Origin of the sequence: Candidimonas humi, from assembly GCF_019166065.1 — a bacterium.
Taxonomy (GTDB): domain Bacteria; phylum Pseudomonadota; class Gammaproteobacteria; order Burkholderiales; family Burkholderiaceae_B; genus Candidimonas; species Candidimonas humi.
On sequence record NZ_JAHTBN010000002.1, the window covers coordinates 386,194 to 405,315 of the forward strand.

Here is a 19,122-nt window from a genome sequence, read left to right on the forward strand (position 1 = left end):
CAACGAAATTAAATCGAATTTAAACTTCAATCCGAATTCAAGTTACTATTTATTCCATGCCGTTTGCAGGAAAAGAGGATGAGTAAAGCCCTTCGAGAACTTCGTTCGGATGGCGAAGCGACCCGCGCCCGGATACTGGAAGCGGCGGGCGAATTGTTCGCGGCCGCGGGCTTTGCCGAAACCACCAGCAAGGCCATCGCGGCGCGCGCGGGTGTGGACTTGGCTTCGATCAACTACCATTTCGGCGGCCGCGGCGGCCTCTACCAGGCCGTGCTCATAGAGGCGCATCGCCGGTTCGTGGATCTGGCTGATTTGCGGGAGCTTGCCCTGAGTGCCGTGCCGGCGGCGGACAAGCTCAAGCGCCTGATCGGGCAGATTGTGCAACAGACGACGGACGATGCGGGCGGGTGGCATCTGGCCGTCCTGGTAGCCGAGATTCTGGCGCCCTCGTCTCATGCCCAGGTGCTGTTCCAGTCCGAGATCCCATCGAAAGCCTCGTACCTCAACAGCATCCTCGCAGAACTCACCGGCATACCCGAGGACGATCCGGCTTTGCTGCGTTGTGCGATCAGCACCGTGGCGCCTTGCATATTGCTGTTGATCGGCAGGCGCGGCGTGCCGGGCCCCGTGCAGGAGCTGCGAAAAGTCCCTTACGGCGATCTGGTCGATCATCTGCACCGCTATGCCATCGGGGGCCTCGAGGCGATCGGCCGCGAGTACGCGGGCGCCCGGGCGGCGCGCTCGAGGAAACGCCGCAAGTAGCTGCGGCTCGTGTCGCCGCTATGCTTGCGGCCGGCCTCAGCCCGCTGCCACGTCGCGCGCGATTTCCAGGAAGCGCGCCGTGGTCGGCGTGGCGTCGTCGCGGCGCCAGGCCATGCCGGTTTCCAATAAAGGCACCGAGCCGCCCAGGTCCATATAGCTGACGCCGGCCCGCGCCAGATTGCGCAGCGATGCGGGAACCAGCGCGATGCCCATGCCGGCCGACACCAGGCTGATGATGGTCTGCATCTGTATGGCTTCCTGGACGATGCGCGCCTGGCCGCCGTGCGCGGCGTAGTAGCCGGTGACGAGGTCATGGAAGGCGGGGGCGCTGTGCCGCGGGAAAAGAATCAGCGGCTCGCTCACCACGGCTTCGGGGGCGAGGCGCTCGGCCGCGCCGGGCAGCCTGCCTTCGGCGATCCAGCTGTCGGGCACCGCCGCCACCAGCGGCTCGGTCACCAGCGGCAGGTAGGAAAGCGCCCCGGGAAACGCGGCTTCCGAGGGCGGGATCACCAGCCCCACGCCCCGCGCGCCTTCGAGCAGCGCGTCGATCTGCACGTCGCTGGTGGCCTCGGTGAGCGCGATCTCGACTTCGGGGAACAGCGCGGCGTAGCGCCGCACCAGCGCCGGCAGGATGCTGTAGTCGGCGGTGCTGACGAAAGAAATTTCGAGGCGGCCGGCGGTGCCGTCGCGCAGGCGCCGCGCGGTGTCGGGCAAGGCGGCCACGGCGTCGAGCGCGGCCTGCACATGTTCCAGCCACTGCGCGCCGAAAGGCGTGAGCGCCACGCTGCGCTTGGTGCGCTGGAACAGCGCCGCGCCGAGCTCGCGTTCCAGCGCCATGATGGACTGGCTGAGCGGCGGCTGGGTGATGCCGAGCGCCTCGGCGGCATGCCCGAAGTGCAGTGTCTGCGCCACTGCCACGAAATGCCGCAATTGCCGGGGGTCCACGAATAATATCCTGTAAGACTTAATGGGCCCTAAATAATATATTTTACTTCCTAAAGAAAGTCCATTACTCTGGGCGCCATCCGATTCGACCCTATTCGCTTCCAGGAGATTCCAGATGCCGCAGTACCGTTCCAGAACCACGACCCATGGCCGCAACATGGCCGGCGCGCGCGCCCTGTGGCGCGCCACCGGCATGAAGGACGGCGACTTCGACAAGCCCATCATCGCCGTGGTGAATTCCTTCACCCAGTTCGTGCCCGGGCACGTGCACCTGAAGGACATGGGCCAGTTGGTGGCGCGCGAGATCGAGGCCGCCGGCGGCGTGGCCAAGGAATTCAACACCATCGCGGTGGATGACGGCATTGCCATGGGCCACGGCGGCATGCTGTATTCGCTGCCTTCGCGCGAGCTGATCGCCGACTCGGTGGAATACATGGTCAATGCGCACTGCGCCGATGCGATGGTGTGCATCTCCAACTGCGACAAGATCACCCCGGGGATGCTGATGGCCGCGATGCGCCTGAACATCCCGGTGGTATTCGTTTCCGGCGGCCCGATGGAGGCCGGCAAGGCGCAGGCGCCGGGCGAGCTGGAGGTCAAGCTGGACTTGATCGACGCGATGATCCAGGCGGCCGACCCCAATGTGTCCGACGCCGAGGCGGCCGAGACCGAGCGCAATGCCTGTCCGACCTGTGGGTCCTGTTCGGGCATGTTCACCGCCAATTCCATGAATTGCCTGACCGAGGCCCTGGGCCTGTCGCTGCCGGGCAACGGCACCGTCCTGGCTACCCACGCGCGGCGCCGCCGCCTGTTCGAGCGCGCCGGCAGCCTCATCGTCGAGCTGGCCAAGCGCTACTACGAGCAGGACGACGCTTCGGTGCTGCCGCGCAATATCGCGACTTACCAGGCTTTCGAGAACGCCATGTCGCTGGACGTATCCATGGGCGGCTCGACCAACACGGTGCTGCACCTGCTGGCCGCGGCGCAAGAAGCCGGGGTGGACTTCGGCATGGCCGACATCGACCGCATTTCGCGCAAGGTGCCCTGCCTGTGCAAGGTGGCGCCCTCGACCAACAAGTATCACATCGAAGACGTGCATCGCGCCGGCGGCATCCTGGGCATCCTGGGCGAGCTGTCGCGCGCCGGCCTGCTCAACGAAGACGTGGGCAATGTGCACAGCGGCACGCTGGGCCGCGCGATCCGCGAGTGGGACGTCAACAGTGCCGAAGCCGTGGCCGAGGTGCGGGACTTCTATCGTGCCGCCCCCGGCGGCGTGCGGACCCAGGAAGCCTTCAGCCAGGACCGCTACTTCGCGCAACTGGACCTCGACCGCGAGCAGGGCTGCATCCGCTCCAAAGAGCACGCTTATTCGCAGGACGGCGGCCTGGCTGTGCTGTACGGCAACCTGGCCGAGAACGGCTGCATCGTCAAGACGGCCGGCGTGGACGAAAGCATACTCACCTTCACCGGCACCGCGCGCGTGTTCGAAAGCCAGGAGGCCTCGGTGGCGGGCATCCTGGGCGGCAAGGTCAGGGAAGGCGATGTCGTGGTGATCCGCTACGAAGGCCCCAAGGGCGGCCCGGGCATGCAGGAAATGCTCTACCCGACGTCCTATATGAAGTCCATGGGCCTGGGCAAGGTTTCGGCCCTGTTCACGGACGGCCGCTTTTCCGGCGGCTCGTCGGGCCTGGTGATCGGCCACGCCTCGCCCGAGGCGGCCGAGGGTGGCACCATCGGCCTGGTGCGCGACGGCGACCGCATCGAGATCGACATCCCCAATCGCAAGATCAACCTGGCGGTGGGCGACGAAGAACTGGCGCGCCGCCGCGCCGAGATGGAAGCGCGCGGCGAGCGCGCCTGGCAGCCGGAAAACCGCGAGCGCGTGGTGTCGCAGGCATTGAAAGCCTATGCGGCCCTGGCGACGTCGGCCGACCGCGGCGCGGTGCGGGACATCTCGCAACTCAAGCGCGCCGCCAGGACGGCGGCCTGAGCGCCGCGGCGTAACGATGCGGCGGCTTTGGCCGCCGGGCGTCGATCGCCAGGCGCATGGCGTCCGCCTTGTCCCGGCAGGCAAGGCATTCGGGGCACTCCCATCGGAGTGCCCTTTTTGCATCCGGGCTCGCCGGATGTCGTCGCATCCCTCTTTTTCTTATCAGCTCTTATTAGCGAATCAGGGTTATCCCTGGGACAACGGCATTCGCCGAAAAGCTATAATTCGCGAGTTCCGTAAAATGGAACCAAGTCCACTAAAATGGAACTTGCAGCGATTTTTTCCACCGGGCCCCGCGTACATGAGCATCCTCGATAGCGCCACCAACGTACTGCGCCTGTTCGCGCGCAGCGAACGCGACCTCACGGTGACGGATATCGTCGCCGGGCTCGAGCTGCCCAAGAGCTCGGCATCGCGGCTGCTCAAGCAAATGATGGAATGCGGCCTGCTCGAGCGCGATGCGCAGACCCTGGCGTATCGCCCCTCGCTGCTGCTGCTGGAAGTCTCGCACCAGGTGCGCGCCGCGACGCCCTTGCTGCGGCGCATGGAACAGGAACTCGAAGCGCTGGTGCACGAGAGCGGCCATACCGGCTATATCTCGGTGCTGGACGAGACCGCCACCAGCGTCGTGGTGCTGCGGGTGCATCACGGCGCGCACCCCTTGCGCGTCGTGACCTGGCCGGGGCATCGTTCGCCGGCCATCTCCACCTCGACCGGGCGGGCGCTGCTCGCGCGGCTCGCGGACACAGCCATAGCCGAGCGCTTCGCCGCGCTGGCCGCCAAGGCGGCACCGGCTTCGCCCAAGGATCCGGCGGCGCTGCATGCCAGCCTGGCGCGCATCCGCCAGGAGGGCTGGTCGCTGGCCCTGAACGAGGCGCTGCCGGGCGTGGGTTCGCTCAGTTGCGCGGTGGCCGACCCGATCAGCGGCGAGACCCTGGCGTTCTGCCTGAGCTTTCCTTCCGCCGGCTCGGAGCAGTCCGGCGACATCGAAGCGCTGGCGCAGCGCCTGACCGGGCACGCGCGTTCCATAGGCCGCGCCATCGGCGACCCATTCTGGAATCCATGACCAAGGACCACGGCCCCATGGGCCACGATCAATCTTCACCAAAAGGCCATACATGAATACGCCTGCCAAACATCCAAGCACCTTCGACGGCAGCACGCTGATCTTCGTGGTGCTGCTCAGCGTCTTCGGCGCCATCATCGGCATCCAGTTGTTGATCACGCTGGGCGTCACGCCCAACACCTCGATCATCGGCGCGCTGGCCGCCATGATATTGGCGCGCGTGCCGCTGACGCTGCTGCGGCAGTTCCGCTCGATACACGTGCAGAACCTGGCGCAGACCGCGATTTCCTCGGCCACCTTCGGCGCGGCCAACAGCCTGCTGCTGCCCATCGCCATTCCCTTCCTGATGGGCCGGCCCGACCTGATCCTGCCCATGTTCGTCGGGGTCGGGCTGGCCATGCTGCTGGACGGCTATATGCTGTATCGGCTCTTCGACACGCGCGTGTTCCCGGCCTCCGGCGCCTGGCCGCCGGGCGTGGCCGCGGCCGAGGCGATCAAGGCCGGCGACAGCGGCGGCACGCAGGCCAAGGTACTGGGCGCAGGCATAGGCGTGGGCGTGATCGGCGCATGGCTGCACGTGCCCATGTCGGCCTTCGGCATCGCCTTCCTGGGCAATGTCTGGGCGCTGACGATGTTCGGCATCGGCCTGCTGATCCGCGGCTATGCCAAGCCGGTGTTCGGCATAGACATCAACGCCTTGTACATTCCGCATGGCCTGATGATAGGCGCCGGGCTGGTCGCGCTGATCCAGGTGGTGGGGCAGATCCGCAGCAGCCGCGCGGCGGCGGCGCAAGAGGCCGCGGGCTCGGCGCCCGCAACGGCCCAGGCGCCGGCCCGCGTGGATGCCGACCGCATCCGCTCCACCTTGCGCTTCGGCGCGATCGCCTACATCGTGCTGGCGGCCCTCGTGGCATTCGGTAGCGGCGTGTACGCCGGCATGTCCTGGCACATGCTGATCCTGTTCGTGGTGTATGCGGCCTTCGCGGCCCTGGCCCACGAGCTCATCGTCGGCATCGCCGCCATGCATTCGGGCTGGTTCCCGGCCTTCGCGGTGGCCTTGATCACCCTGCTGGTCGGCATGCTGATAGGCTTCCCGCCGCTGGCGCTGACCGTGCTGTGCGGGTTCGCCGCGGCCACCGGCCCGGCCTTCGCGGACATGGGCTACGACCTCAAGGCCGGCTATGTGCTGCGCGGCAATGGCGCCGATCCGGCCTTCGAGGCGGACGGCCGGCGCCAGCAACTGATCTGCGCCCTGATCGCCTTCATCGTCGCCATCCCCATCGTGTACGTGTCGTACCAGGGCTATTTCTCCCAAGGCCAGACGCCTCCGGTCGCCGCGGTCTATGCCGCGACCATCAAGGCCGGCATCGCCAGCGGGGTCGGCATGCACCTGGCCATGTGGGCCATACCCGGCGCGCTGGTGCAGTGGCTGGGCGGCCCCAAGCGGCAGATCGGCGTGCTGCTGTCGACCGGCCTGCTGATCGCCAATCCAGTGGCCGGCTGGGCCGTGCTGGTCGGCATCGCGCTGCGCCTGCTGGCCCTGCGCCTGTGGGGCGACAAGATCCGCAACGGCCTCGAAGTCTTCGCCGCGGGCACCATCGCCGGCGACGCGATCTACGGCTTCTTCAATTCCATGGTCCGCTACCACGCCAAAGTGAAGTAAGCGGTCTGGTTATTCGACATTCATTGCAAGGAAAGAAAGATGAGCCTGTCTCAGACACTGAAAGTTTTCGAAGCGCTCGACAGCGCCCACGCGACCGGCCAGACCGTGGTGGATCTGCTGGCCCCTTATGGCAAATGGGCCAAGGTGGAAACCAGGACGATCCAGGGTCCGCGCGGCAAGACCGATTTCGTGCGCGTCACCGTGCCCGGCACCGAAGGCAAGCAGGCCGGCGGCTCGGCCCCGACGCTGGGCATCGTGGGCCGCCTGGGCGGCGTGGGCGCGCGTCCCACGCGCATCGGCCTGGTTTCCGACGGCGACGGCGCGGTGGCCGCGGTGGCCGCGGCGCTGAAGCTGGCGCACATGCGCGAGCAGGGCGACGCGCTGCCGGGCGACGTGATCGTCAGCACTCACATCTGCGCCGATGCGCCCACGCGGCCGCACCAGCCCGTGGATTTCATGGATTCCCCGGTGGACACCGAGTCCTTGAACGAGCACGAGATTTCCGAGGAAATGGACGCCGTGCTGTCGATCGACACGACCAAGGGCAATCGCATCCTCAACCATAAGGGCTATGCCATCTCGCCGACGGTCAAGCAGGGCTACATCCTGCGCGTGTCCGAGGACCTGGTGCGCATCATGGAGATGACCAGCGGTCGCCCCGCCGTCACCTTCCCCATCACCACGCAGGACATCACCCCCTACGGCAACGGCATCTACCACTTGAACAGCATCCTGCAGCCGTCCATCGCCACCCAGGCGCCGACCGTGGGCGTGGCGATATCCACCGTCAGCGCCGTGCCCGGCTGCGGCACCGGCGCCAGCGACGAAGCCGACATTGCGGCGACGGTGCGCTTCGCGGTGGAAGTGGCCAAGGAATTCGGCCGCGGCACCTGCAGCTTCTTCGACCAGGAAGAATACCAGCGGCTGCTGGCGCTGTACGGCTCGCTGGCCCACCTGCAGAAACGCCAGTAATCGCCGGGAGCCTCGCATGAACCAGGAAGCTTCCGCAACGGCTCCGCGGCTGCTGGGCACGCTCACCATAGGGCAGGCCCCGCGCCCGGACATCACGCCCATACTGGAATCGGCCCTGCCGGCCGGCACGCGCTGCGTGCATGCCGGCGTGCTCGACGGATTGAGCAAAGAGCAGATCGCGCAGCGCTACGTGCCGCGGCCCGGCGAGCCCGTGCTGGTCTCGCGCCTGCTGGACGGCAGCTCGGTGAAGCTGGACAAGGCGGCGGTGCGCGAGACGCTCGCGCTGAAGCTGCGCGAGCTCGAAGACCAGGGCTGCACGGTGGTGCTGATCCTGTGCACCGGCGAATTCCACGGCCTCGATCTGCAGCGCGCCTGGCTGGTGGAGCCCGACCGCATCGTGCCGCCCGCGGCTGCGGCGCTTGCCGGCGAGCGCCAGGCAGGCGTCATCGTGCCGCTGGCCGAGCAGGCGGCCAGCGAGATCGGCAAGTTCGCGGCGCTGTCCCGGCCGCCCATCTGCGAGGTGGCCTCGCCCTACAGCGGCGAAGTGCAAGACGTGGCCCGCGCCGCACGGGCGTTGCGCGAACGCGGCGCGCAGATGCTGATACTGGACTGCATGGGCTTTGTCGAAGCGCACCGCCGCGCCGCCGTCGAGGCCTCCGGGCTGCCGGTGGTGTTGTCCAACGCGCTGGTCGCCAAGCTGACCGCCGAACTGATGAGCTGAGGCCTGCCATGTCCATGGAACTGTTATTGCTGAGCAACTCCCGTTCGCCCGACGGCGGCTACCTGAGCCATGCGCAGGAACTCATACGCGCCGTGGCGGCGGGACGCAAGCGGGTATTGTTCGTGCCCTTCGCGGCCGTCACCTTCAGTTGGGACCAGTACACGGCGAACGTGCAGGCGGCCATGGATCCCCTCGGCCTCGTGCTGACGGGCGCCCATGCCGCGGGCGAGCGGGACATCGCCGAGGCCGAGCTGATCATGGTCGGCGGCGGCAATACCTTCCAGTTGCTCAAGGAATGCCGCGCCCGCGGGCTGCTGCAGGCGCTGCGCGCCCGTGTGGCGGCCGGGCTACCGTATATAGGTTGGAGCGCGGGGTCCAACCTGGCCTGCCCCTCGATCTGCACCACCAACGACATGCCCATCGTCGACCCGCAAGGTTTCGACGCGCTGGGCCTGGTCGATTTCCAGATCAACCCCCACTACACCAACGCGCTGCCGGCCGGGCACCAGGGCGAGACGCGCGACCAGCGCATCGCCGAATTCCTCGCGGCCAATCCGCAGGCCACGGTGGTCGGCCTGCCCGAGGGCGACTGGCTGCGCGTGAGCGGCACGCGCACGCAACTGGGCGGCCCGTTTCCGGCGCGCCTGTTCCAGGGCGGCCGCGAGGCGGCGCAGATCAGCCCCGAGGCCGTGCTGGCCGTCTGAGACCGAGGATCCATCATGTCACTAGGCATCATCCGTGTATTGACCACCGGCGACGAGTCCGTGCTGCTCGAGCACGCCCGCGTCCTGAAGCAGGAATACGGCCTGCAATCCGTCACGCGCTGCATCGAAGACCAGCCCGACGGCATCTACGATGTGCAGAGCGAGGCGCTGGCCGTGCCCAAGATCCTGCGCCTGGGCCGGCAGTTGCAGGAACAAGGCTGCAAGGCGCTGTTCCTGAGCTGCGCCGCGGACCCCGGCCTGGCCGAATTGCGCCGCGCCGTGTCCATTCCCGTGGTGTCGGCGGGCAGCGCCGCCGCGCGGGTGGCCGCCTACCTGCAATTGCCCGCCGCGGTGATCGGCATAGGCAGCGCAGCGCCCGCGCCCTACCGGCGCCTGCTGGGCGAAGACGTCACGTATGCCCGCCCGGAAGGGGTCGCCAAGACCACCGACCTGCTCACGCCCGCAGGCCGCGAAGCCGCGCTGGCCTGCGCCCGGCGGCTGCACGACGCGGGTGCGCAGGTGATCGTGTTTTCCTGCACGGGCCTGACCACCATAGGCTTGGCGCCGCGCATACGCCGGGAAATAGGCTGCGCGGCCGTCGACGCCGTGAGCGCCGCCGGCATGTTCGCGGCCGAGTGGCTGGGCGGCTCGGCCTGAGGTTCGGCTGCGGGTAGCCGGACCTCGACTGCGCAAGCAACGCCGCTATCACGCGCCTAGCGGCTGCGGCATCGGAACGTCCAGTTGCGCCGACCATTTGGCCAGCGACGCGACGATGCCCGGGGCCAGCGGAATGCCGTGCTCTGCATAGCTTGCGGCGCGCGCCAGCCCTTGATCGCCGGGGAGGCGCACCTTGTCGAAGCCGGCGCGGGGCGGATTGTCCCGGCAGGATTGCGCGATGTCTCCCATCTGCTGTTTGAAGGCGTCCAGCCCGCCAAAAGCCTCGGGGTCGATGACCTGCATATAGACGGTATTTGCCATGAGGCCGTTGGGCTGCGCCCGGCCCTGGCCGGTCAGGCCCGCCGTCAATCCTTCGACCAGCAATGCCAGGCCGTATCCCTTGTGCCCGGTGTCCAGGCCGCCCAGGGGCAGTATGGTTCCGGGGGGCGTGGCGCTGGCCACGGTGGCGGGGTCGTCGCTGGTGTGTCCTTCGGCGTCGAGCAGATAGGGGCCCGGCAGTTTCTTCCCTTCGCGTGCCAGCTTCTTCACCATATTGACGGTGGTGATGGAAGTCGATATGTCCACCAGGATGGGATGGTCCGTCGCAGGCAGGCCGATGCCGATGGGGCTGGGCGAGAATACGCCTTTGCGTCCGCCAAAGGGCGCCACGCTGGAAGCGCGCGGCGCCGACGACACCAGGTGCAGCACCAGGCCTTTCTCGCTGGCGCGCCGCAGATAGGTTGCGAGGCTGCCGATATGGTGGGAATTCTTGATCACGATGGTGCCCGTGCCATAGCTGGCCGCCGATTTCGCGGCGGTTTCCAGCGCTCGCAGCACGAGCCACGCCCCGGGCAGGCGCAAGCCGTCCCAGACTTCGACGGCCGGCCGCTTTTTCACTATGTCCGGTACGCCCTGGACCTGCATATGGCCTTGCTGGATATGATCCAAATATATATCGATGAGGTTCAGCCCGTGCGTCGGGTTGCCCATGAGATCGGCTTCCACCAGGATCTCGGCGACCGCCTGGGCCTTGTCGCCGGGCATGCCGAGTTTTTCCATCAAAGCGCGGGCGTGTTCCGTCAAAGCTTGGGCGTGGTATCTGGGTGACGCGGTCATGGTTGCTGCCTTGTGTGGGATGGGTTGCGGGGTTTGCGCGGCAAGCTGCGGGCGGGCCACGGATCAGGCGCTGTCGCGAATCACCAGCTCGAAGCCGATGTCCACGGTTTTATCGACGATCTGCACGCCCGAGGCCCTGTCTATGATGCATTGGCCGGCCAGCGTGCCCATCTTGTATCCGTCGATGCGCACGGTGGTGAGCGCCGGGCTGGTGTCCGCGGCGACCACGAGGTCGCCGAAGCCCACCACGGCCAGGCGTTCGGGCACCTGGATGTTCCGGTCGCGGGCCTCGATCAGCGCGCCCAGCGCGAGCATGTCGGTGCTGCAGAAGACGCCGTCGAAATCCACGCCGCGCGCCAGCAGCGCCTGCAGCGCCCTGCGACCGTGCCCCATGGGCGCGGGCGTGCTCACTTCGGCCACGGGCAGTTCGTCGATGTCGCGCAGCATGCCGCGGGCGACCAGTCTGCGCACGTAGCCGTCGCGCCTGCGTCTTGCGCGGGGATCGTTGCCCGTGATCAGCGCCGGCCGCCGGACGCCGCGGGAAATGAGGAGATCGGCGACGGCTTCCCCGGCGCGCTCGTGCGAGAAGCCGACCAGCATGTCCACCGGCCTGTCCGTCAAGTCCCAAGTCTCGACGACGGGGATCCCGGAGTTCGACAGGCGCTGCCTGGCCAGTTCCGACTGCACGACCCGGGTCAGGACTATGCCATCGGGGCCGCGGCTGATGATGTTTTCCAGGAGCTGGACTTCGTCCGCGTCGTCGTAGCCGCTTTCGCCCAGCATGAGCTGGTAGCCGGACCGGGCCAGGACTTGGGTCAGGGCCTCCAGGGTCTGCAGGAAGACCGGCGAGGCGATCGCGGGCACCAGGGCCGCGACGAGCTTGCTGCGCCCGGACGCCAGGCTGCCGGCAATCCGGTTCGGCACATAGCGCAACTGCTCGATTGCGGCGCGTACGTGCAGCACCGTGGGCGGCGGAACGGCCTGCGGATTGTTCAGGACGCGGGATACGGTTTGCGCGGAAACGCCGGCGACTTTTGCGACATCCGCCAGCGTGGTGCGCCCGGAACCGCGGCGATAGCGTTTGTTCGAGACAAGGTTTCCCGACGATAGTTTTTGCCGATCTTGACTCATGGCGCAGGATAGCATGGTGCTCTGGCGTAGATGCTTTGCTAGGTATTTACCCTAGCTCCACCGATTAAATGTTAGCGCTAATATTAGCGCTAATTTTGAAGGAGCGCTAGGATCATGACGCAGGACATTCGAGGACTTTTCGTGGTCGCGCAGACCCCGTTCACCGACGCAGGAGCGGTGGACCTGGAAAGCGTGGACAGCCTTTGCGATTTCTACTTCAGGCACGGCGCTGCCGGCCTGACCGTGCTGGGCGTCGCCGGCGAGGCGGCCAAATTGTCCATGGAAGAGTCGATCGACGTGGTGCGCCGCTATGTCCAGCGGGCCGCCGGCAAGCCGGTCATCGCGGGCGTAAGCAATTCCAGCGTGGCCCAGCTCGCCACGCTGGCCGACAAAGTCATGCGCGCCGGCGCCTACGGTGTCATGATCGCGCCGCCGCCGGGCCTGCGCACCGAAGAAGACGTCCTGAACTACTACGCGACGGTCTTCGAGCGCATCGGCGACGTGCCCACCGTGCTGCAGGACTTCCCGTTTTCCACAGGCGTGTGGATGTCCGTGCCGACCATTGCCCGCCTGGTCGAACAGCATCCGCAGATCCGGGCGATCAAGGAAGAAGACATCCCCAGTGCCGCAAAGATCACGCGTTTGCGCGCGGCCCTGTCGCGGCATGTTTCCATACTCACCGGCAATAACGGCGTCTTTCTCATGCAGGAACTCGGCCGCGGCATCGAAGGCCCGATGGCGGGCTTCTCCTATCCCGAAATGCTCTCGGGCGTACACAGGCTGTACAGCGCAGGCAAGGTCCAGGAAGCCCACGACCTGTTCAACCTGTACTTGCCGCTGCTGAACTACGAGAATCAGTCGCAATGGGGCGTAGCCGTGCGCAAGGAAGGCCTCCGCCGTCGCGGCGCCATACGCTCGGCCGCCATGCGCGCCCCGGGCCCCAAGCTCACCGCTGCGGATCTGCAGGACATAGACCTGCTCGTCCAGCGCCTGGAACAATCCCTAGCAGAGGCGGGGGCATGATGGCGGCCTCGGACACCACGGCAGTCCCGGCCGAATCGGGCACCTTGAACCTGTCGGGCAAGCGCGTCATCGGGCCCATCATTCGCCTGCATGCAAACGACAACGTGGTAATTGCGCGAACCGACGTCGGCTTGGGCGTGGCCCTGGAAGACGGCGCGTACCGGTCGCGCAGCCAGGTGCCGGCCGGCTACAAGATCGCGGCACGCGATATCGCGGGCGGCGAGCCGATCCGCAAATACGACGTGATCATCGGCTTCGCCGCCCGGGACATCCCGCGGGGAACGATGGTCCACAGCCATAACGTCGAATTCCGCGAGTTCGACAGGGACTACGCCCATGCCCGCGACTACAAGCCCAACAGGCTGGTCCCGCCGCAAGAAAGAGCCACGTTCAATGGCATCGTGCGCCCCGACGGCCGCGTGGCCACGCGCAACTATATCGGGCTGCTTTCCACCGTCAACTGTTCGGCAACCGTGATACGCAAGGCGGCCGAATGGTTCACGCCGGAGCGCTTGGCCGCATACCCGAATGTCGACGGTGTCGTGGCCTTCAACCACGCGCTCGGCTGCGGCATGGAAATGACCGGCGAGCCCATGAGTCTCTTGCGGCGCACGCTGGCGGGCTATGCGCGGCACCCCAACCTGGCCGCGGTGTTAGTCGTCGGCCTGGGTTGCGAGCGCAACCAGGTCTCGACCCTGCTGGAACAGGAAGCGCTGGAAACAGGCGCGAACCTGAAGACCTTCGTCATGCAGGACACGGGCGGCACGCGCAAGACCATAGAGGCCTGCATCGCCGAGATCGAGCTCATGCTGCCGGCGGCGAACGACGTGGTCCGCACGCCGGTGCCGGCCAGCCACCTGAAAGTAGGGCTGCAGTGCGGCGGCTCGGACGGCTTTTCGTCGATCACCGCCAATCCTGCCCTGGGCGCGGCCATGGATATCCTCGTCAGCCATGGCGGCACCGCGATCCTGTCCGAGACGCCAGAGATCTATGGCGTCGAGCAGACCCTGACCTGCCGCGCCGCGAGCCGCGCGATCGGCGAAAAACTGGTCGAACGGATACTGTGGTGGAAAGAAGAATACGCCAAGGGCCGCGACGTGCAGATCAACGGCGTCGTAAGCCCGGGCAACAACAAGGGCGGCCTGGCCAACATCTTCGAAAAATCGCTCGGCTCGTCGATGAAAGGCGGGACGACCGCCTTGATGGAGGTCTACAAGTATGCGGAGCCGGTCACGACCAGCGGCCTCGTGTTCATGGACACGCCGGGCTACGATCCCTGTTCCGCGACCGGCCAGATCGCGGGCGGCGCCAACCTGATCGCGTTCACGACGGGGCGAGGCTCGATGTTCGGCGCCAAGCCGGTCCCGTCGATCAAGCTGGCGACCAATACGCCCATGTATGCGCGCCTGACCGAAGACATGGACGTCAACTGCGGCGAAATACTGGACGGCACGGCCACGCTCGAAGAAATGGGCATACGCATTTTCCGCGAGCTGCTGGACACCGCGTCCGGCAAGCGCAGCAAGAGCGAACTGCTGGGTCTGGGGGACAATGAATTCGTCCCCTGGCAGATCGGCATCATGGGCTAGGGTCTGTTGGCGCTAAAAGGGGCGCCTCTTTTAGCGTCAACAGGCCCTGGGTCTGGTTCAGGACGCGAGAAAAATAGCCTGCGAGGGCGGAATCGAGAGCGCCAGCGTGTCGCCCGCGCGCCGCGGCTGCGGGGCCCGAAATGAAAGGCAGCCGCGCTACGCGGACGTTTGTCCGGCTGCGGGCTGCCGTCGAGAATTGCGGAGGGGCGGCGAGGCATTGCGGGCCGGGCCGCCGCATACCGCGAACGGCCGGGCGGCTCCTGGCCGCGCCTGCCCGCTTAGCGGCCGTTGGCCTTGCGCCAGGCGGCGAAGTCTTCCAGCGTCTTGGGGTCGGTGGCGGGATACAGGCCCAGGGTCGAGCGGCCTTCCTTCACTTTCTCGGTGACGAAGTCTTCGAACGCGGTCATTTCCACGGCCTCGGCGGCGATCTCGGCAGCCAGGTGCTGGGGGATCACCACCACGCCTTCGCCGTCGCCGAAGATGACGTCGCCGGGGAACACCGGCGCGTCGCCGCAGCCTATGGGCACATTGATGTCTATGGCCTGGTGCAGCGTGAGGTTGGTGGGCGAGGACGGGCGATGGTGGTAGGCGGGCATATCCAGCTCGCCGATCTCGGGAGAATCGCGGAAGCCCCCGTCGGTGACGACGCCGGCCACGCCGCGCTGCTGCAGGCGCGTCACGAGGATGCTGCCGGCCGATGCGGCGCGGGCGTCCTTGCGGCTGTCCATCACCAGCACGTATCCGGGCGGGCATTCTTCGACGGCCTTGCGTTGCGGGTGGGAATGGTTGCGAAAGACTTCCAGGCCGTTCAGGTCTTCGCGCGCGGGCATATAGCGCAGCGTGTAGGCCGGGCCGATGATGCGTTCGCTCGCGGGCCGGTTGCGGCCGACCGGGTAGACGGCCTGGATCATCTGGTTGCGCAGGCCGCGCTTGTACAGCGCGGTGGTGACGGTGGCCACGCTGACTTGCCGCAGTTGGTCGATGATGGTTTGATCGAGTGCTGCCATGGGAACATCTCCTGGAAAATATCCGTTATGCCGGCGATGGCGCCGAAATCGGTGTGCGGAAAATCGAAGCCGCGGCCCGCGGGCCGCCATCCGGGGCGGACCGGCGCGCTGCGCGGTATGTGCGGCGGCTCATATTGCGTGATGTATATGATAATGACGGAAGGCTCAGCTTTGCATGCCCCAGCGCCTGACGGTCTTTTTCTCGATCAGGCGGAACACGAAATTCTCGACGAGCAGGCCGATGATGATGACGGTGAGCAGGCCCGCGAACACGGCCGGTATGTCCAGCAGATTGCGGTTCTCGAAGATGAACCAGCCCAGTCCGCCCTTGCCCGACGCCACGCCGAACACCAGCTCGGCGGCGATCAGGGTGCGCCATGCGAAGGCCCAGCCGATCTTCAGGCCGGTGAGTATGGACGGGAAGGCCGCGGGTATCAGGATGCGCCCCACGTAGCTCAGCCCCTGCAGCTCGTAGTTGCGGCCGACCATGCGCAAGGTCTGCGACACCGCCAGAAAGCCCGCCTGTGTATTGAGCGCGACCACCCACACCACGGAATGCAGCAGCACGAACACGATGCTGGTGGTGCCCAGCCCGAACCAGATCAGCGCCAGCGGCAGCAGCGCGATGGCCGGCAGGGGATTGAACATGGCGGTCATGACTTCCAGGAAGTCGGTGCCTATGCGCGTGCTGATGGCCAGTATGGTGATGACCGCGGCCAGCACGATGCCGACCACATAGCCGATCAGCAGCACGCGTATCGAAGTCCAGGCGCGCGCCAGCAGCACGCCGCTGCCGATGCTGTCGAAGAAAGAGCGCACTGTGTCCGTCAGCGTGGGAAACAGCAGCGGGTTGTCCAGCCAGCGGGCATAGAGTTCCCAGGCCACCGCCAGCACTATGATGATCAGCGTCTTGCGGAAAAAAGTGTTGTTCCACAGTTTTTGCGCGGCGGAAAGCTCGCGCACCAGCACGGTCTGTTTGCCGGCCTCGGCCTCGGCGCCTTGCTGGCGCAAGGTGATGGTGGCTCGTCCCATATCAGTGTGCTCCTTGCGAGCTGAAAAGCAGATCGTGGATTTCTTGTTCCAGCGCCGCGGCCGAGCCGTCTTCGGCGGACACCGCCTCGACCTCGCTGACTTCGGCCTTGACCTGGCCGGGGTGCGGCGAAAGCAGCAGGATGCGGTTGCCGATGCGTATCGCCTCGGCGATCGAGTGCGTGACGAACATGATGGTGAAGCGCGTGCCTTCCCATAGCTGCAGCAGTTCGTCCTGCATCTGGCGCCGCGTCAGGGCGTCCAGGGCGGCGAAGGGCTCGTCCATCAGCAGGATGTCGGGCTCCATCGCCATGCCGCGGGCGATCGCCACGCGCTGCTTCATGCCGCCCGACAGCGTATGGGTATAGCTGTCGGCGAACTGGCCCAGATGTACTTTCTCGACATAGGCGCGGGCGCGTTCCTCGGCCTGGCGCCTGGGCATCTTGCGTGCCACCAGCAGCGGGAACATGACGTTTTCCAGCACCGTTTTCCAGGGCAGCAGCTGGTCGAATTCCTGGAAGACCATCATGCGGTCGGAGCCCGGCCGTTTCACCGGCTTGCCCTTGATGCGGATCTCGCCTTCTTCGGGCGTCAGGTAGCCGGCGACGGCCTTGAGCAAGGTGGACTTGCCGCAGCCCGATGGGCCCAGCAGCACGAAGCGGTCGCTGCTCTCGACATTGAAGCTGACCTTGTCGGTGGCGGTGACGATGCTGTCGGGCGTCTTGTAGCGCAGGGTGACGGAATCGACTTCTAACAGGTGCGGCATGGACGTACTCCAGGTTCCGGATGTGGCGCGCCGTCCGGCGGCCATGCGCCGGACGGCCTGGGCGTCAATTGCCCTTGAGAGAAGCCGATACCGGCAGGAAGTAGTCCGTCCACTGCTTGGGCATGGTCTTGAGTATGCCCACCTTGTGCATGTGTGCGGCGAATTTCATCGAACCGGCCGGGGCCAGCTGGAAGTCCATCATGCCGGGCTGCTTGAGCATGGCCAGCAGGTCGGCCTGGCTGGTCTTGTCGCCGCTCAGTTCGCGATAGATGTCGACCGCTTCGGGCGTGTGCGCCTTGATGTAGTCGATGGCCTGGGCCGAGGCCGTCAGCACCGCCTTGATGATCTTCGGATTGGCGTCGGCGAACTTGGTCGTAGTGAACAGCGTCGATTGCGACAGGCCGCCGTCGATGATGTCGTTGGAGCGCAGGATGATGTGCGCGTTGGGTATGGTCTTGATTTCTTTGTTATAGAAGGGCGGGGCGCCGAAGTGGCTGGTGATCTCGCCGTTGGGGTTGGCCAGCATGGCGGCCGCGTCGGGGTGGCCGAGCTGCACCGTGTTGGCGTCGAGCTTGGCCCAGTTGTCCTTGCCGAAGACCTTCTCGCAGGCCATTTGCAGCAATATGGCCTGTGTCGAGATGCGCACCGTGGGCACGGCGATCTTGTCCTTGGGGCCGTAGTCCTTGAGCGACTTGATCTTGGGATCGCGGGTGACCAGGGCCAGCGGCAGCGCCGAGTTGGTGGTGATGCCCTTGACCTTGCCGTGGGTGCGGTCCCACAGCAGCAGCAGGTTGCCCAGGCCGCTGTTGACGATCTGTACATTGCCCGAGAGCAGCGCGTCGGTCGAGGCCCCGCCGCTGCTGAAGCTGCGCCAGTTGACCTTCAGGTCTTTCACGCCTTCCGCCGCAGCGGCTTTTTCGATCAGCCCCTGCTTTTCCATGACCAGCGCGGGCAGGTACAGGATACTGGGCTGCTTCGTGATGGTGATTTCTTCGGCATGGCCGATTGCGGGGGCCCCCGCGATGGCGCCTGCCACGAGCATGCCGCCCAATAGTTTCGTGAACTTCATGGAACTCCTCCGGTTGCAGTTGGAATAGTGATTTTTCTGTTGCCAGCTCGCATACTAATATATTAGTATCTCAATAAGAAATATATAATTCGCATCCGGATAAATCCACTGATTGGTTTTGACTATGGCACAAGCTGCTGAACTCGACCGGTACCGGCAGGCGGCGCCCCAGCTCTACGAGCTGCTGCGTGACAAGATCGTGTCCTTGCAATACCTGCCGGGGGCGTCTCTATCGCGGGTGCAGATGTCGGCGGAATTCCGCGTCAGCCAGACGCCGGTGCGCGAGGCCCTGCTGCGCCTGGCCGAAGACCGGCTAGTGGACGTGTTTCCCCAGGCGGCCACCAAGGTCAGCCTGATCGACGTGCGCCATGCCGAGGAAACCCATTTCCTGCGCCGCGCCATCGAACTGGAAATCGTGCGCGATCTCTCGCTGCATCCCGACCCCTTGCTGCTGGGCCGGCTGCGGGCGGTGCTGCAGCGCCAGGCCGAATTGCGCGACGGCCAGAGTTACGGCGAGTTCGCCGATGCCGACCAGCAATTCCATTGCCTGATGTACGAAGCCGCCGGCAAGCTGGGCCTGTGGAAACTGGTACGCAGCCGCAGCGGCCATATCGACAGGCTGCGCAATCTGCATCTGCCCGCGGCCGGCAAGATCGCCCGCATCGTCGGCGACCACACAGCGATACTGGAAGCCATGGAACGCGGCGAACCCGAGGCCGCGCAGCAGCACCTGCGCACGCATCTGTCGGGCACCCTGGAATACGTCGGCAAGATCCGCGCCGATCACCCGCAATACTTCGCCATAGCCTGAACCTCGGCGCGGCCCGCCGCGGATTGCGCCATGCGCGGCGCGCCTGTAACCACGCAAAGGCCGCGGCTGGCCGCCGCGGCGGCTCTGCTTCGGGCATGGGC

At 66.1% G+C, this 19,122-nt stretch carries 18 protein-coding genes; 11 read left to right on the top strand and 7 right to left on the bottom strand.

The genetic code is table 11. The features are described from left to right. Positions 1–78: 78 nt before the first annotated feature. Entirely contained in the window at positions 79–762 is a 684-nt protein-coding gene (locus KVP10_RS05205; RefSeq protein WP_217963428.1) for a TetR/AcrR family transcriptional regulator, read from the top strand. A 36-nt stretch (positions 763–798) separates the two neighbouring features. Here KVP10_RS05205 and KVP10_RS05210 read toward each other — a convergent pair whose 3' ends face one another. Further along, positions 799–1,707: a LysR family transcriptional regulator gene (locus KVP10_RS05210; RefSeq protein WP_217963429.1), complete on the bottom strand. Its 909-nt coding sequence runs from the start codon at positions 1,705–1,707 to the stop codon at positions 799–801. A 115-nt stretch (positions 1,708–1,822) separates the two neighbouring features. On the opposite strand from KVP10_RS05210, the gene ilvD reads away from it, so the two are divergent. The 7 genes from ilvD to KVP10_RS05245 all read left to right on the top strand — a co-directional run bounded on the left by ilvD (position 1,823) and on the right by KVP10_RS05245 (position 9,480). Continuing rightward, entirely contained in the window at positions 1,823–3,697 is a 1,875-nt protein-coding gene (ilvD, locus tag KVP10_RS05215) for a dihydroxy-acid dehydratase (protein ID WP_217963430.1), read from the top strand. Positions 3,698–3,998: 301 nt separating this feature from the next. After that, positions 3,999–4,763, top strand: a complete 765-nt coding sequence (locus KVP10_RS05220) for an IclR family transcriptional regulator (protein ID WP_217963431.1) — start codon at positions 3,999–4,001, stop codon at positions 4,761–4,763. 52 nt (positions 4,764–4,815) lie between these two features. Next, positions 4,816–6,426, top strand: coding sequence for an OPT/YSL family transporter (locus tag KVP10_RS05225; protein ID WP_217963432.1), 1,611 nt, complete (start codon positions 4,816–4,818; stop codon positions 6,424–6,426). A gap of 39 nt (positions 6,427–6,465) precedes the next feature. After that, positions 6,466–7,398 carry a DUF1177 domain-containing protein gene (locus KVP10_RS05230; RefSeq protein WP_217963433.1) on the top strand — a complete coding sequence of 311 codons (933 nt, stop codon included), beginning with the start codon at positions 6,466–6,468 and terminating at the stop codon, positions 7,396–7,398. A 16-nt stretch (positions 7,399–7,414) separates the two neighbouring features. Continuing rightward, positions 7,415–8,119 (top strand): AroM family protein, encoded by a 705-nt coding sequence (locus tag KVP10_RS05235; protein WP_217963435.1) that lies wholly within the window; start codon positions 7,415–7,417, stop codon positions 8,117–8,119. Between the two features lie 14 nt (positions 8,120–8,133). Next, entirely contained in the window at positions 8,134–8,823 is a 690-nt protein-coding gene (gene pepE, locus KVP10_RS05240) for a dipeptidase PepE (RefSeq protein ID WP_217963436.1), read from the top strand. A 15-nt stretch (positions 8,824–8,838) separates the two neighbouring features. Continuing rightward, on the top strand, positions 8,839–9,480 hold the full coding sequence (locus KVP10_RS05245; protein ID WP_217963437.1) for an aspartate/glutamate racemase family protein: 642 nt from the start codon (positions 8,839–8,841) through the stop codon (positions 9,478–9,480). A gap of 48 nt (positions 9,481–9,528) precedes the next feature. Here KVP10_RS05245 and KVP10_RS05250 read toward each other — a convergent pair whose 3' ends face one another. Continuing rightward, on the bottom strand, positions 9,529–10,596 hold the full coding sequence (locus KVP10_RS05250; protein ID WP_217963438.1) for an Ldh family oxidoreductase: 1,068 nt from the start codon (positions 10,594–10,596) through the stop codon (positions 9,529–9,531). Between the two features lie 63 nt (positions 10,597–10,659). Then, positions 10,660–11,727 (bottom strand): LacI family DNA-binding transcriptional regulator, encoded by a 1,068-nt coding sequence (locus KVP10_RS05255; RefSeq protein ID WP_217963439.1) that lies wholly within the window; start codon positions 11,725–11,727, stop codon positions 10,660–10,662. Between the two features lie 114 nt (positions 11,728–11,841). Here KVP10_RS05255 and KVP10_RS05260 point away from each other — a divergent pair, with 114 nt between their 5' ends. Next, positions 11,842–12,750: a dihydrodipicolinate synthase family protein gene (locus KVP10_RS05260; RefSeq protein ID WP_217963441.1), complete on the top strand. Its 909-nt coding sequence runs from the start codon at positions 11,842–11,844 to the stop codon at positions 12,748–12,750. Beyond that, entirely contained in the window at positions 12,750–14,339 is a 1,590-nt protein-coding gene (locus tag KVP10_RS05265; protein WP_217963795.1) for a UxaA family hydrolase, read from the top strand. Before KVP10_RS05260 ends, KVP10_RS05265 begins: the two co-directional genes overlap by 1 nt. Positions 14,340–14,617: 278 nt before the next feature. Here KVP10_RS05265 and KVP10_RS05270 read toward each other — a convergent pair whose 3' ends face one another. The 4 genes from KVP10_RS05270 to KVP10_RS05285 all read right to left on the bottom strand — a co-directional run bounded on the left by KVP10_RS05270 (position 14,618) and on the right by KVP10_RS05285 (position 18,210). Next, positions 14,618–15,346 carry a ribonuclease activity regulator RraA gene (locus KVP10_RS05270; RefSeq protein ID WP_217963442.1) on the bottom strand — a complete coding sequence of 243 codons (729 nt, stop codon included), beginning with the start codon at positions 15,344–15,346 and terminating at the stop codon, positions 14,618–14,620. A 165-nt stretch (positions 15,347–15,511) separates the two neighbouring features. Beyond that, positions 15,512–16,378, bottom strand: coding sequence for an ABC transporter permease (locus tag KVP10_RS05275; protein WP_217963444.1), 867 nt, complete (start codon positions 16,376–16,378; stop codon positions 15,512–15,514). A 1-nt stretch (position 16,379) separates the two neighbouring features. Further along, positions 16,380–17,186, bottom strand: coding sequence for an ABC transporter ATP-binding protein (locus tag KVP10_RS05280; protein ID WP_217963445.1), 807 nt, complete (start codon positions 17,184–17,186; stop codon positions 16,380–16,382). A gap of 19 nt (positions 17,187–17,205) precedes the next feature. Then, a complete protein-coding gene (locus tag KVP10_RS05285; protein ID WP_217963447.1) occupies positions 17,206–18,210 on the bottom strand; it encodes an ABC transporter substrate-binding protein in 1,005 nt (334 codons plus the stop codon). A 124-nt stretch (positions 18,211–18,334) separates the two neighbouring features. Here KVP10_RS05285 and KVP10_RS05290 point away from each other — a divergent pair, with 124 nt between their 5' ends. Next, positions 18,335–19,021, top strand: a complete 687-nt coding sequence (locus tag KVP10_RS05290) for a GntR family transcriptional regulator (protein WP_217963448.1) — start codon at positions 18,335–18,337, stop codon at positions 19,019–19,021. Positions 19,022–19,122 lie beyond the last annotated feature (101 nt).